12 protein-coding genes, 1 tRNA gene and 1 pseudogene are annotated in these 12829 nt (G+C 42.1%); 8 read left to right on the forward strand and 6 right to left on the reverse strand.

What is annotated here, in order from left to right; translation table 11 throughout:
* Positions 1-164: 164 nt before the first annotated feature.
* Positions 165-518, reverse strand: coding sequence for a hypothetical protein (locus V7K98_RS17950; RefSeq protein ID WP_335024157.1), 354 nt, complete (start codon positions 516-518; stop codon positions 165-167).
* Positions 519-1212: 694 nt separating this feature from the next.
* Positions 1213-2868, reverse strand: a complete 1656-nt coding sequence (locus V7K98_RS17955; protein WP_335024159.1) for an iron uptake porin — start codon at positions 2866-2868, stop codon at positions 1213-1215.
* 270 nt (positions 2869-3138) lie between these two features.
* Here V7K98_RS17955 and V7K98_RS17960 point away from each other — a divergent pair, with 270 nt between their 5' ends.
* A complete protein-coding gene (locus V7K98_RS17960; protein WP_335024161.1) occupies positions 3139-5517 on the forward strand; it encodes a hypothetical protein in 2379 nt (792 codons plus the stop codon).
* A 68-nt stretch (positions 5518-5585) separates the two neighbouring features.
* Here the strand turns inward: V7K98_RS17960 and V7K98_RS17965 are convergent, their stop codons facing one another.
* Positions 5586-5777, reverse strand: a complete 192-nt coding sequence (locus tag V7K98_RS17965; RefSeq protein WP_335024163.1) for a hypothetical protein — start codon at positions 5775-5777, stop codon at positions 5586-5588.
* A gap of 102 nt (positions 5778-5879) precedes the next feature.
* On the opposite strand from V7K98_RS17965, the gene V7K98_RS17970 reads away from it, so the two are divergent.
* The 3 genes from V7K98_RS17970 (at position 5880) to V7K98_RS17980 (ending at position 8088) form a co-directional block, all read left to right on the forward strand.
* Entirely contained in the window at positions 5880-6041 is a 162-nt protein-coding gene (locus V7K98_RS17970) for a hypothetical protein (protein ID WP_335024165.1), read from the forward strand.
* Positions 6042-6199: 158 nt separating this feature from the next.
* Positions 6200-7291: a threonine synthase gene (thrC, locus tag V7K98_RS17975; RefSeq protein WP_335024167.1), complete on the forward strand. Its 1092-nt coding sequence runs from the start codon at positions 6200-6202 to the stop codon at positions 7289-7291.
* Between the two features lie 182 nt (positions 7292-7473).
* Positions 7474-8088 (forward strand): chromophore lyase CpcT/CpeT, encoded by a 615-nt coding sequence (locus V7K98_RS17980; protein WP_335024169.1) that lies wholly within the window; start codon positions 7474-7476, stop codon positions 8086-8088.
* A 16-nt stretch (positions 8089-8104) separates the two neighbouring features.
* Here the strand turns inward: V7K98_RS17980 and V7K98_RS17985 are convergent, their stop codons facing one another.
* Positions 8105-8254, reverse strand: coding sequence for a hypothetical protein (locus V7K98_RS17985; protein WP_335024171.1), 150 nt, complete (start codon positions 8252-8254; stop codon positions 8105-8107).
* A 110-nt stretch (positions 8255-8364) separates the two neighbouring features.
* On the opposite strand from V7K98_RS17985, the gene V7K98_RS17990 reads away from it, so the two are divergent.
* From V7K98_RS17990 to V7K98_RS18005, 4 genes are all read left to right on the forward strand, one after another.
* Positions 8365-8435 (forward strand) — tRNA-Cys (locus V7K98_RS17990).
* 420 nt (positions 8436-8855) lie between these two features.
* Positions 8856-9377, forward strand: coding sequence for a Ycf51 family protein (locus V7K98_RS17995; RefSeq protein ID WP_335024173.1), 522 nt, complete (start codon positions 8856-8858; stop codon positions 9375-9377).
* Positions 9378-10027: 650 nt separating this feature from the next.
* Entirely contained in the window at positions 10028-11218 is a 1191-nt protein-coding gene (locus V7K98_RS18000) for an iron-containing alcohol dehydrogenase family protein (RefSeq protein ID WP_335024175.1), read from the forward strand.
* Positions 11215-12435: an aspartate aminotransferase gene (locus V7K98_RS18005; protein ID WP_335024177.1), complete on the forward strand. Its 1221-nt coding sequence runs from the start codon at positions 11215-11217 to the stop codon at positions 12433-12435. Before V7K98_RS18000 ends, V7K98_RS18005 begins: the two co-directional genes overlap by 4 nt.
* Here V7K98_RS18005 and V7K98_RS18010 read toward each other — a convergent pair.
* The gene (locus V7K98_RS18010; RefSeq protein ID WP_335024179.1) at positions 12428-12616 is read right to left on the reverse strand and encodes a hypothetical protein; all 189 of its coding nucleotides are present in this window, start codon (positions 12614-12616) and stop codon (positions 12428-12430) included. The genes V7K98_RS18005 and V7K98_RS18010 overlap by 8 nt on opposite strands.
* Positions 12600-12818, reverse strand: a pseudogene (locus V7K98_RS18015) (type II toxin-antitoxin system HigB family toxin); the annotation flags it as partial. The pseudogene V7K98_RS18015 and the gene V7K98_RS18010, both read right to left, overlap by 17 nt.
* Positions 12819-12829: the final 11 nt, after the last annotated feature.

Here is a 12829-nt window from a genome sequence, read left to right on the forward strand (position 1 = left end):
ACGACTAATATCGGTCGGAGTTGGTTTCGTCGCCGTCCGCTCACAATCCCCACCCTATGAGTACATTGAGGGTGGGGACTTCCGCGACTCGTTAAGAGGGCTTCTGCTTCCCTTACTTGGGGTAGTGTTTCGCATGGGAGATTAATGTAGATAGTTTAATGAACTTATGCAGCAATTATCTGAGTAAGTCTTTGTTGCCAAGACTCATTGTTATTAAGAGTTAAGATAATCCGATTATAGGATTCATCTCGCAATTGAATAGTTAAATAATTTGTCTCTCGATTCACATACCAAAACTCTTTACCTCGGTTAGTGTAATAAGTTCCAGCCTTAATCACTCCAGGAATAAAGCTACCAGGGGCACGTAATTCTCGCCAATTACTTTGGGGTTCGGCTGTCGTAACTTGTTCAATATGGGCTAGTGGTATTTGCCAAAGTTTATTCAAGCGAACAGCTAGCAGTTGCTCTTTAAAGGTAAATTCTATCTGCAATTTGTCATCAACTATGCTTAGGTTCACGATCGACTTCGCCGTCAGTAATTTTTTCTATCTAGAGAAAGTATAAGTATATCTAACTGATGGTGCGATGTCTACGATGGGCTATTGGGGGTTACAGCTTTTTGAATGTACCGAATTGGCACGCCCTATGCGATATTGATTAACAAAACATAAAACTATATTGTTTGTTAAAATTCATCACTAGACCCTTTAAGTAGCTATTAAGTTGTGTTGAGAGTCAAATTTATAGCTGATAAAAATATCTAATGACAGAGAAATTAATATTCATGTATTATTAGTAAGGATTTGGCAATTTGGCAGATTATAATTAAACAATTTTGATATATTGCAGAAATTACCAAGATGTTTTTACTTATTATACAGAAGACGGGCTAACCCCCGTCTTTTTTGTTGCTGATCTTTTGGTATTACATTACAATTAACCTGCGATATATTAGCTAAAATACAAATAATACGAACAAAAAGCTGTCAGTTCTAAGCTAAAAAATATCTAATTTATATAACCCAATTAAACATAACTCTTATGGGGTGGGGATATTGCCCGCCTAGTATACAGCGTATTGCGGGTAAATGAAGTACATGGGTAGGGGCACAACATGTTGTGCCCCTACGGTGGTCTGTACGTCACCAAGTTGCAATCTGCTGTATGAAATTTCAATGTGAAAAAGCTTATGATATTTATCTGCAAACAAAATTAAAAAGTAAAAGTACTCCGCAGAATGCCGATGGTAACTGAGTCATTATCTGGTGTGTTACCAGGCTCTAATAGATGAATTATTCCTGGTGTAATGCTGATGTTATCTGTTAGCTGGAAACGATAAAATGCCTCAATTTGAGTGGTTGTCCCTGGTTGTCCCCCTGCACGTCCTAAACCAGTATTAATAAAATCAGGGACATTATTCCCCACAGGTAAACTACTACTGGTGATTTTAGGAGGTTGACCGACATAAATTCCTCCCAAATTTCCTTTAGCAAATAAGTCAGGGAAATTCATAAACACCATATAATTCGTCGTTTCTACATTTCCTGATTGCCCAGGAATGTAAGATTTAGTATAACCACCCCACGCACCTGCGCTAATGCGGGGTGAAATTTGCCAAGTTACAGTTGCACCAACGGCATTAGTTTGTAAAGGTGCTGATTTTCCGGTAGTGGTATTAACTGTAGTTAAACATTCATCACCAACAAATGTTAGCAAACAACCATCTGAAGAATAATTATTAACGTAATATAAACTTAAATCTAGAGTATCAGTTGGTGTCAGCAGCAATTGCACACCTGTAGTAGTAGTTCCATCAAATAAACCGCTATCTTTACCGGGATTTCCTGGTTTATAACTAGTATAAATTGCCTGCAAACTAGCGCGTTTAGCAAATTGCCAATCAATAGCTATACCGCCGTGGCCATATCCTATATTTAAAATTGGATTTCTTTGGGCAAAATAGGACAGTGGCCCTGTTGCAGCACTTTCTACCCGATTTGGGCCTCGGAAAGCAACCGGCATACTTACGCCTTCTGTTCCCACCATTATTGCTAATTTATCTGTCACCAGCCAATGAAAATTGAGGTCACTTATAATCAAGCTATCTGTAGGAAATTCGTAGCCAAGTAAAACATCATTTCGGGAAACACTATTGGTAAATCTAGGCGAAGTTTTTCCTTTACCATCTAAAAGACCTGTAAACAAATAACTACGGGGAGTGATTTGACTAGTTAAATATAGTTGCGCTAGAGAGATAACATTAATGTTTGTTCCAGCATCATTTGTATCTTTTTGTCCATCTCTAGGATTCACATCACCACGATTATTAGTCCGTCCTTGAATGCCAACTATTAGTAGTCCACTGAGTTTAGTTGTTGTTGAGAATTGGTTAGCTTCAATTTCGCCAGTTCTGGCTTCTAAACTATCGACACGACCCCGCAAAATTGCTAATTCAGGGGCAAATTCTGACTGTAATTTTTTTAATGTTGCTAAATCTTCGTGGGTGACTAAATCGCTGGTGGCTGTAGTGATTAATTCCTTGACTCTATCTAAGCAAGCATTCACCCCAGCGGCGAATTCATACCGAGTTAAGGCGCGATTACCGCGATAGCTACTATCTGGATAGCCTGCTATACAGCCATAGCGTTCCACTAAAGACTGTAATGCTTGGAATGCCCAATCGTTGGGTTGTACGTCCTTGAGTTGAGAAACCGATGTAACTTGCGCCATCGGATTTATTGGGGAGAGGGGAAGAGAATTTAAATCTGTACTCTCTTGCGCTTGAGTAGTTTTTGTTTTGATATACTCTTGTGCTGATGCTTTTTGAGCAACTCCATTTACTCCCGCAATTAGTAACCATGCGAGCATCCAGATTTTCGCATGACTGCGGCTAATAAGTATACCTTTCAACTTTTTACACTCTGCTCACATACTTAAGTGAAGAGTGTATGCGCTATTGTTTAGCCTTCACCTGGGAAAATTTACGGATTTTGTTCAAAATTAGATTTAAATCTTTCTGGGCAACTTCTGAAAGGACGAGTATAACAGGGTATTGGGTATTGGAGACTGGGGACTAGGTACTGGGAACTAGGAAAGAGTTTTCTCAATTCCCAATCCTCTATTTCTAATCCCCAATCTATGGCAAATCGTCCACGCAAGCTGATACCAAAAGCCTCTAAACCAAATAAACCTCATGCAGATGTGACGAAACGCATCGCTAAAAAACCCCAGAAAAAGCTAAAACGGGGAAGTTGGTTCTCGTCAACATTAGCGATGCCTACGGTGGCAAGCTACGCAATTCTGGTAAGTAGTGCTTGTCTAATTATGGCTTTTGCCTGGATTAGCGTTCTCTTTATCTTCAATCCAGACCAGGTAAGCTGGCTAAATAAAATTTTACCTGCATGGGCGCAAATCCCCCTTGGTAAGCACGAACGCCCCAAAACTATCAAACAAATTCAACTCGATTTGAGTCAAAAAAACCAAATATTTGGGGAAACTCTGTCTTTAAATCAGAATGCGAAAAACTCTTTTTTACTACCTGTTTTTCAACAGCGTGCTAATTGTCAATCTGATTGTAAAACACTTGTGGAAATCAGGGTTTACGAGCGTTCAGAAGAGTTAGAGTTTAAATCCCAGTCAGAAAATTACTACTACCTAACGAGTCAACTATCTGTAACTGGGCCAGAAGAATCCTTTGTGATTTCTCCCTCACTTGATGAGACATTAGAACTCCAAGATATCAGCATTCCCTTACCTTTAACTGAAGTGCAACGCTTTGATAGTGGCACACCATCACCAGGGGTTTGGTTTAATTTGTGGGGTAAACGCCAACAAGGAACTGGTGCGATCGCTTACGGTTATATTGTATACTACAATCCAGAACGCACCAATTTACTACAAATGTTGTCTTGGAGAAGTCCTAACGGACAATTACCTAAATGGCAGCAGGTAACTGGTGATGGTACAAAAGAGTTAGTTATCGATCAAACTATAGGTTTAGAACCGTATTTACAGGTTTATCAAGTCAAGCCTGTGAAGTTATTACTCAAACCAATTGAATTGGAGGCGATTAGCCTCAAATCACCAGCCTTCAAGGATTCTGCATATCAAAATGCCCTAGCAATTGCTCGTAGTGGACTGTGGACACCAGCCTTTGAATGGTTGAAATTCATCAAGGAACAGCGCAAAGGAGTTTTTCCACAGACGGCGCAAGGGCAAATGGATTTGATTCGCTTGCATTCCCAAATTACTAAAACCCAAGCCCAGAAAAAATGGGCAAGTCCTAGTCAAGAAGTGTTAGCAAACTTGATTGATGGTCGCTGGGAGAAAGCTTTAGAGGTGTTTGAAGCGTCACCACATAATGTCCAAGAAATTGCTACTCTACTCAAAGCGGATAAAAACCGATTGTGGAATCGGACTGCTGCGGCGTTGCGAGTGAACCCAAATAGATTAGAGGTGCAAGCTTGGTTCGCCTTAATTTTAGCAGTTCAGCAGGGAGAAGAACACGCTAATTCTTGGTTAAAGACGCAACCAAAAATTACAAAAGATAATCTTGCCTATATTCAAGGTTTCTTAGCAAGACTGAATGGTGAGGGTGCAAAGTCGCAAATATCCTCTACTCACCCTAGTCAGATTGTTGGTACAGTGCAACCAATTTCTCAAGTTACTAGTAGCGAGTGGCTGCAACAAAATTCCTCAGCAGACTTGAAACTCACAGATAATCAAGTTTGGTATCAGGTAGAGGTGAGTGCATTTAATAATGGGAAACGCTGGTTAAATTCCCCCTTTGAAAATTTCAACCCACCCAAAACTGATATCGCCAAATTTTTATGGAAAACTTTGGGAATCACTTCTGACCCAGAAATCCAGATTGTAGTCTGGTTGCCAAATGGAGAACAACAAATTACTATAGCTGCTATCAAAGCGGTGCAACTACGGGGTAAAGTTTTGCGCCTATTAGCTGCTGGCCCAAAAGTTCCAGAGAATCAAAACGATGTTATCCAACCCAAACCTTTAGCCTTAACAAATGCAGCGTTGGAATGGGTACAACCATCTCCCATCACTCTACAACAACTGTATCAACAAAATCCCCAAGGGGTGAATGTAATATTATCGAATCTTTGGAAATCTTTACAGCAATCTGGTGAAGTTGCGGCTGGTGCTATTCCTAGCTTTGAGCAGATGCAAGAAAAGTTGGGTGATTGGCCCGTTCAAGTGATTGATTTAACAAATAACGCTCAACCAGAAATAATACTGACTATCTCAGCAGTAGCAATAGCATCCCTGAATCAGTCTGCACCTGAAATTCAGGGGGGAAATATAGAGCAACGCCGCGACCGGACTATAATTTTGTCCGATCGCAATGAAGTCATTTACACTGATTTTACAGGAAATGACTTACAAAGACTCTCTGCGATCGCCAAGCTTTCAGACCTGCAATCCTTAGCCTTATTAGTAGAAAATGCTCGTAACTACAGTTTGAGGCGCTGGTCAGAGAAAAATCAGCGCTTTGAATAATACGCCCCTCGATCAAAGTACTGGCCTAGGCGTAGCCCGTCGTAGACATCGCTATTTCCAAAATTGACTTATTCTTTTTGGCTAGTTTCAGCTAGACGTTGGTTCTTGAGGTTTTCTAACTGCTGCAACAGAGAGTCTACCTCTGCTTGTAAATGCATAAATTTAGCTTGCTGATCGTCTTGATAATAAGACTTGGTTAGCTTACTGACCCAGTTAGCGTGGGATTCGCGATCGGAAACACTAGATAAACAGGTAGACATAGCCTAATTAAATCCACAATTTAACTCACACCATTAGAAATATTATAATAATGCTCTTTTAAGCTTTATTAAAATATTGTATATTTTTCATCAATTACTCTAATGGATTTCAGGTTCAATCATCAGAGACGGCGATCGTGGTGGCTGTGTTCCAAAGAAAACACCACCCTAAATGACTTGGGCAAGTACTCGCCCAATGCTACTGCCAAGGAGAGACAGCGCATTGTCTATTTAACTGGTATTCTAAATAAAAATGGCAAGTGAAACACCTGCACCACAAAAAATAATATTCTATAAGTAATATTCTTTTGGAATTCAAGGGCTAGGACAGGGCAAAGAAAAATTAGCTTTCTTCCTCTTCCGCTTCCATCTGCCACTTTCTTTAAATATCCAATCCAAAACATTAAGAAATTTTAAATCCTGTGACTTTGAGCCTGTCTGTTGCTAAATCTTATCGCCAACCCTGGCCCGGGCTGATAGAAGCCTATCGCCAATACTTGCCTGTCAGCGAAAACACACCGGTTGTCACTCTCTTGGAGGGCAACACACCTCTAATACCAGCGCCAGCGATCGCAGAACGTATTGGCAGACAAGTACGGGTTTTTGTAAAATATGATGGTCTGAACCCTACCGGCAGCTTCAAAGACCGGGGGATGACTATGGCAATTTCCAAGGCCAAGGAAGCAGGGGCAAAAGCAGTAATTTGTGCCAGCACGGGTAACACCTCAGCCGCCGCCGCCGCTTATGCAAGACGTGGGGGGATGAATGCCTTTGTATTAATTCCTGATGGTTATGTGGCACTGGGCAAATTAGCCCAAGCATTACTATATGGTGCAGAAGTATTGGCAATTAAAGGTAATTTTGACCAAGCGCTAGAAATTGTCCGTGAGATGGCCGAAAGCTATCCAGTCACTTTGGTGAATTCGGTCAATCCCTACCGCCTAGAAGGGCAAAAAACAGGAGCCTTTGAAATCGTTGATGCGCTGGGTGATGCCCCAGACTGGCTGTGTATCCCCGTTGGTAATGCGGGAAACATCACAGCATATTGGATGGGCTTTTGTCAATATCATCAAGATGGAAAGTGCGATCGCTTACCCCGAATGATGGGATTCCAAGCCGCAGGTGCAGCCCCATTAGTACATGGTCAGCCCGTGGCGCATCCCGAAACCCTAGCAACAGCAATTCGCATTGGCAACCCTGCTAGCTGGGAATTAGCGATCGCAGCCCAAACCGCGAGTCAAGGAAATTTTCACGCCGTTACCGATGCAGAAATTCTCGACGCTTATCGACTTTTGGCATCATCAGAAGGGATCTTCTGTGAACCTGCTAGCGCCGCTTCTGTAGCCGGCTTGTTGCAGGTGAAAGACCAAATTCCGACAGGAGCGACGGTAGTTTGTGTCCTCACTGGCAATGGTTTAAAAGACCCAGACACAGCTATTAAATACAATCACAGTCAATTTAAACAGGGTATTGCACCAGAATTGGGCGCAGTCGCCGAGGCAATGGGATTTTAAGCAGCATAATATCTATAAATTGCCCAAATGACTCATAAAATAAGATTGTTTTTTCTCTGCGTTCTCCGCGCCTCTGCGGTATAAAAATAATTTATTTAGCCAATCCAGACGCGGAGTACACGAAATAAAGAGCATAAAGAAGAATTTGGGGATTGTTAATTTTGAATTCGGAGCGAAGCAACGTGACTCATTCTACTGATATTGCTACCTTAGCCCGATGGATGGCAGCTGATTTTAGTAATCAAGAACAAGCTTTTGAAAATCCGCCTTTTTATGCCCACATTCGCGTGTGTATCCGTCCCCTTCCCTTGGAATTGTTCTCAGGGGTAAGTTTGTTTCTCGAACAAGCTTATGATTTTATGCTCAATCAACCCTACAGGCTGCGGGTAATGAACTTGATTCCGGCAGAAAACCACATTATTATTGAACACTACACCCTTAAAGAAGAACAAAAATTTTACGGCGCATCTCGTGAACCTGAACGTTTAAAAGATTTATCCGTTGACCAATTGGAAAAAATGTCAGGTTGCAACATGGTTGTAGAGTGGACAGGTAAGAGCTTTAAAGGCAGAGTTGAACCCGGTAAAGGCTGCATTGTGGTTCGTGACGGCAAAAATACCTATCTAGATAATGAATTTGAGATTGACGCTAAAGAATTTTTCAGCCTCGACCGGGGAAGGGATTTAGACACTGATGAGCGTCTGTGGGGTTCCATCGCCGGGCCATTTCACTTTGTTCGATGGGCAAATTTTGCCGATGAAGTCAAGTTAATTAACGCGCTTGACGCTCACATTTAGCCGCATCGCAATCTTCCTAGACCAACAGAAAGCCCGAACAAGAGCGGGTAAAGATATGCTCAGTTATGCCTATGTCATTATGACAGAAGTTCTGATTAGCGATCGCTAATCCAGATGTAACGAGAACCTGGATGGTGACAGCAATACTAAAGACTACCAAAAACATCCAGTTAACCCACTATTTGTACCCCACAATCTTGTGCTACTATTGTTAAACTGACCTATATGCTGTTTAAGCTATCAAGCGGTAAGCAAAAAGCTCTATAGTGTGGGTGTGGCGGCATAGCCAAGTGGTAAGGCAGAGGTCTGCAAAACCTCCACCCCCGGTTCAAATCCGGGTGCCGCCTTTAACAAATTAATGTCCGTTTTGAAGCATCTTACATCAACTAAAACCCTTGTAAAGCAAGGGTTTTATTATGGTCTGAAAATATCAAGTGAGGTAAAACTGGGGTAAATTCCAACCTTAGCTGACTATCAAAATGACTATCGCTACCTGTTTAAAACCCTTGCCATTCTTAGCCGTATTATGTCAAATGTAGTCACAATTTTTGCTCCAAAATGGATATTGATCGGAAAATACAGCAGGCGAACGATCAGCTAAAAGCCAGGGGAACAAGGGTAACGATTTACAGGCGGGGCGGGGGCGATCGCTTAATAGCATCCAAAGTATTTGTACCTCATAGCAGCAGGAAGTGCTGTATGGTGTAAGCTCTCGGTAAAATGGGTATGTCGGTAACGAAAAAAAAGACGCATCCATAACCAACCTTATGCTCACAACAGCTAATTTTCTTCAGTACACCCAATGGTCAGGCATCGCTACCTTGGTATTCGCTGCTTTAACAGTTTTGGCTTTTATTCTCAAATGGGGCATTCGCTTTCGACTGGTGGGTACGACTGGCTTTATGCTGGTACTGACAGGTGGTTTATTTGGACTGTCAATAGTCCCCTTGAGCCGGACTGTGATTCCAGGAGCAACCAAGTACACTTTAGTTTATGACAATGGCTCAAACCAAGCAGTGATTGCTACATCACCCCAAATTACACCCACACAATTAGAAGCAACTTTACGTCAAGCAGCTAGTAATCTTTTTTCTTATGGTCGTTCCGGTACACGAGAAGACGAAAATTTGACAGTTCGCGCCCGCACCATTATTCACCCGGAACCAGGGGCTTCTGTACCAGTTTACTTGGGTGAGGCCAAGCGATCGCTAGTTTCTCACCAAAATTCACCAGTCACAGTGGAAATTTACACAGACAAATTCGCCCAATTGCCAAAACCTAACGTTTAAGGGAATAGGGAATGGGGAATGGGGAATGGGGAATAGGGAAAGAATCAGGGAGCAGGGGGAGAAGAACTATTAATTATTGCCCAATTCCCAATTTCCAATTTCCAATTCCAATGCTTGTTATCAGAACGACATAATTTATTTTGTATTTACTGATACATTAATAGTTATTATTAGATTAAGATATTCAAACTTTCGTGGTTTTACTGTGGAAAAAGATCGATCGGTGTGCGTGTAATGGATACTGACAGTTGTAATTTGTCAGATGTTATCCTAATTGCCACTGTTGACATTTTTACAACTTTTTGCAGGAAAAGGAACAGCGTGGGAGTATACATTTCTCTGACGCACGTATCCCTAGCTGGAATGGCCACCATATAGATGATTCAGTTCTCAATCACTTTTCTTGAGAATCTGAGAGTGGTAATGTTAACTAATTATACGGTTATTCAAAACTTTGATAGTTCGGAATTTCAGGCTAATGGACATTACAGATTGGAGCAACGTCGTTAAATGGCTTAACGAGTTGGCGCGACTATATCGGTTAAAACCTAGTTGAGTCAGATATAAGTTTGTAGCTATTTGGCAACAAGCATCTCTAACTGTAAGTCTATTACATTAAGAAATATCAAGGTTTTGGCAAACTAGATTATATGTCTAATCAAATTTCTACTCAACCTTCCTTGTCTACTCAAACCTCTAGTTCATTATTTACGCTCACAATTGCGCCAGCAAAAGTAATCCGTGGTTCTGGGGTGTTGCAAGCAGCCGCAGCAGAGATCGCCCGTTTGGGAAGTCGTCCCTTAGTTGTGGCAGGTGAATGTACTCTCGCCATCAGCCGAAAGAATTTACAACCAGTTTTAGAAGCGCAACAGTTACATATTGCCCAAGCTTCTTATGGTGCAGATTGCTGCGAAGCTAGCCTGAAATCTTTACAGAAGAAGGCAAAAGAACATAAAGCTGATGTAATTATCGGTTTTGGTGGCGGCAAAGCCTTAGATACAGCGAAATTACTCGCGCAGCAGTTGCAGTTACCAGTAGTGACAATTCCGACATCAGGGGCTACCTGTGCCGCTTGGAGTGCCTTATCGAATGTTTATTCGGAAGATGGGGCCTTTCTCTATGATGTAGGGTTGTCTCGTTGTCCCGATTTATTGATACTCGATTATGACTTGATTAAAACTGCACCACAACGGACTTTAGTAGCTGGAATTGGTGATGCGATCGCTAAATGGTATGAAGCCTCGGTTAGTAGCGGGCATTTGCAAGACACTTTAATTATTGCTGCGGTGCAACAAGCAAGAGTTTTGCGAGATATCCTCTTGCAAAAGTCAGTCGCCGCCTTAAATGAACCGGGTAATGAAGTTTGGCGAGAAGTCGTAGACGCAAGTGTTTTATTAGCTGGGGTAGTTGGAGGACTTGGAGGGGCGCAGTGTCGCACAGTTGCAGCCCATGCCGTGCATAATGGTTTAACGCACATTTCAGGACATGGCAGTATTCATGGCGAAAAAGTTGCTTTTGGAATTTTGGTGCAACTGCGTTTAGAAGAAATGCTACAAGGCAATCAACTAGCAGCATCGGCACGACAACAGTTGTTAAAATTCTACACAGAAATTGGACTACCCCAAAAATTAAGTGATTTGGGATTGGGCAATATAACATTAGGCGAGTTACAAACAGCCGCCGATATTGCTTTAGTTCCTAATTCTGACATCCATCGACTACCCTTTAAAGTCGCGCCAGAACAGTTGATGGCAGCAATGGTTTCCACCACTGCACCTATAGATAGTAGAGACATGAATAGAGTTTCACCCAAGGGAATCAGTGACGAGGTTGAAGAATGAGTTTAAATTGGATTGTCCCAGCAGAACGCATACAAAAACTACCACCTTATGTATTTGCCCGTTTAGATGAACTAAAAGCGAAAGCACGGGAACAAGGGTTAGATTTAATTGATTTGGGTATGGGAAACCCCGATGGTGCAACGCCAGCACCAGTTGTAGAAGCGGCGATCGCTGCCTTGAAAGATCCCGCCAATCACGGTTATCCGCCCTTTGAAGGCACAGCTAGTTTCCGCCGCGCTATCACCAATTGGTATCATCGTCGTTATGGTGTGGTTCTCGATCCTGATAGTGAGGCTTTGCCATTGCTGGGTTCTAAAGAAGGATTAACCCATTTAGCGATCGCCTACGTTAACCCTGGCGATTTAGTTTTGGTTCCTTCCCCAGCTTATCCCGCCCATTTTCGCGGCCCTGCGATCGCAGGGGGGAAAATCCACAGCTTGATTCTCAAACCAGAGAATGACTGGTTAATTGATTTAGCTGCTATTCCTGATGAGATTGCAAGACAAGCTAAGATTCTCTATTTCAACTATCCCAGTAATCCCACTGCTGCCACCGCCCCCCGCGAATTCTTTGAAGAAATCGTCGCTTTTGCCCACAAATATGAGATTTTGCTGGTGCATGACTTGTGTTATGCCGAGTTAGCTTTTGATGGTTATCAACCCACTAGCTTGTTAGAAATTCCCGGCGCGAAAGAAATTGGTGTAGAATTTCACACCTTATCTAAAACCTACAATATGGCTGGTTGGCGCGTTGGGTTTGTGGTGGGGAACCGCCATGTAATTCAAGGTTTACGGACATTAAAAACTAACTTGGATTACGGTATTTTTTCTGCCTTACAAAAAGCAGCCGAAACAGCTTTGCAACTTCCAGATGTGTATTTGCACGAGGTACAACAACGTTATCGTACCCGCCGCGATTTCCTCATTGATGGGTTAGGAGAGTTGGGTTGGGATATCCCCAAAACCAAGGCGACAATGTATCTTTGGGTGAAGTGTCCCGTTGGCATGGGTTCCACAGATTTTGCCTTGAATGTATTGCAGCAAACTGGTGTTGTTCTTACCCCAGGTAATGCCTTTGGGGTTGCAGGTGAGGGTTATGTACGGATAAGTTTGATTGCAGATTGCGATCGCTTGGGTGAAGCCTTACACCGCTTCAAGCAAGCAGGTATCCGCTATCAACCTGCTACATCAGAAGCGATCGCCGATCTCGTTACTTGATTGGAGGAAGGAAACCTAACATTTCTAATAATGCCGACTCTTCCAAAGTTCGGTTAAGTCGATGAGACAGTTCTTCGGCTAGGGTAATAGCTTGCTCCTTTTCCTCATCTGTTTTGATAACCTTGGGTTGATATTGAGCAAGCAAACTAGCATAAGTTTCACGGTTAAAAGTAAGGGTCATTTTTCCATTTATCCTTATCGTATTCTGCGTGCGTCAAAATGTATTTAAGATAAATTATTTGGTCGGTGTAAACTAAATCAACTATCAGACGATATTTGTTTCCTTTGATATTAAAAACGGTGAAATTCCCAACAGCTTCTGCTTCAGGATAAACTGCTTGCACTTGGGCAAGATTATTCCACGCACTTTTATTGGCAGCTTTTTACGACTAGA

It is taken from the genome of Nostoc sp., assembly GCF_036917435.1.
Lineage (GTDB): Bacteria > Cyanobacteriota > Cyanobacteriia > Cyanobacteriales > Nostocaceae > Nostoc.